General features: G+C 42.4%; 1 protein-coding gene. It reads right to left on the bottom strand.

Features of this window, described 5'->3' with window-relative positions; genetic code table 11:
- Window positions 1–244 precede the first annotated feature (244 nt).
- Window positions 245–646, bottom strand: coding sequence for a hypothetical protein (locus tag EIZ48_RS28455; RefSeq protein WP_160658767.1), 402 nt, complete (start codon window positions 644–646; stop codon window positions 245–247).
- Window positions 647–811: the final 165 nt, after the last annotated feature.

Here is an 811-nt window from a genome sequence, read left to right as displayed (position 1 = left end):
CACCGCCTGAGGCAGCAAAGAACGTAGCAACCTGCATTTCCCAGATCTTTAAGGACAGCCTTACGATGAACGAGTGGCCTAAGATTTCCCGTTCTTGGGCGATGCGGTTACGACCAGATCAATAAGCAGGCTTTTACCATGCCTAACGTCTGGCATAAGGTGCGCCACGACCAACTCACCAAGCACACTGAACTCCAAACCAAAACCACCGAGTGTAACAAGTCACCTTGATGCCTTTGTTAGGTCAATCATAGTCACCATAAAGATCATCATTTGCAGGCTTTTCAGCAGGTAAAACTGTTTCTGCTGAACCAAGATAAAGATCATATGACTCACCTGATTTTGTAAGAACCGAACTGTCCTCAATCATGGCATTACGCTTTGCCCCAACAGGTATTTTTGATGATATTTCGCTAGCTTGTTCGATGAAATTTTTCGTTGCTTGTGCGATAAGAGCATCACCTTCTGGAGAAAACATAGAGTAAAGTAGAGGAAATTCTGAGTCGACTGACTTACCCCATATGAAATACCAGTTGATCACTTCATGTAGTCGCTCACGTACATCCGTATCTGTAGTTTCTTCATGATCATTTGATATGTTTTCTAATGTATTAAGATACTTTTCATAAATTGCACGAAAATTCATTAGTTTTCCTTTTGACCTAACGCCWGCMATAAGGTGCCCCACGCTAAACTAGCAAAACACACCGAACTTCATACCAAAACCGCCGAGTGTAACGGGTCACCTTGATTGCTTTGTTATGCAGTTGATTCACGCCACATAGTTTCAGTAATCTTATACAGGCAATGA

It is taken from the genome of Photobacterium alginatilyticum (assembly GCF_009910675.1).
Taxonomy (GTDB): domain Bacteria; phylum Pseudomonadota; class Gammaproteobacteria; order Enterobacterales; family Vibrionaceae; genus Photobacterium; species Photobacterium alginatilyticum.
The sequence above is the reverse complement of the archived record's forward strand: the minus strand, read 5'-3'. Positions and strand labels throughout refer to the sequence as shown.

Excerpts from the sequence above, each read along its gene's own strand:
- EIZ48_RS28455 (WP_160658767.1), bottom strand. The coding sequence starts at position 646 with ATGAATTTTCGTGCAATTTATGAAAAGTATCTTAATACATTAGAAAAC.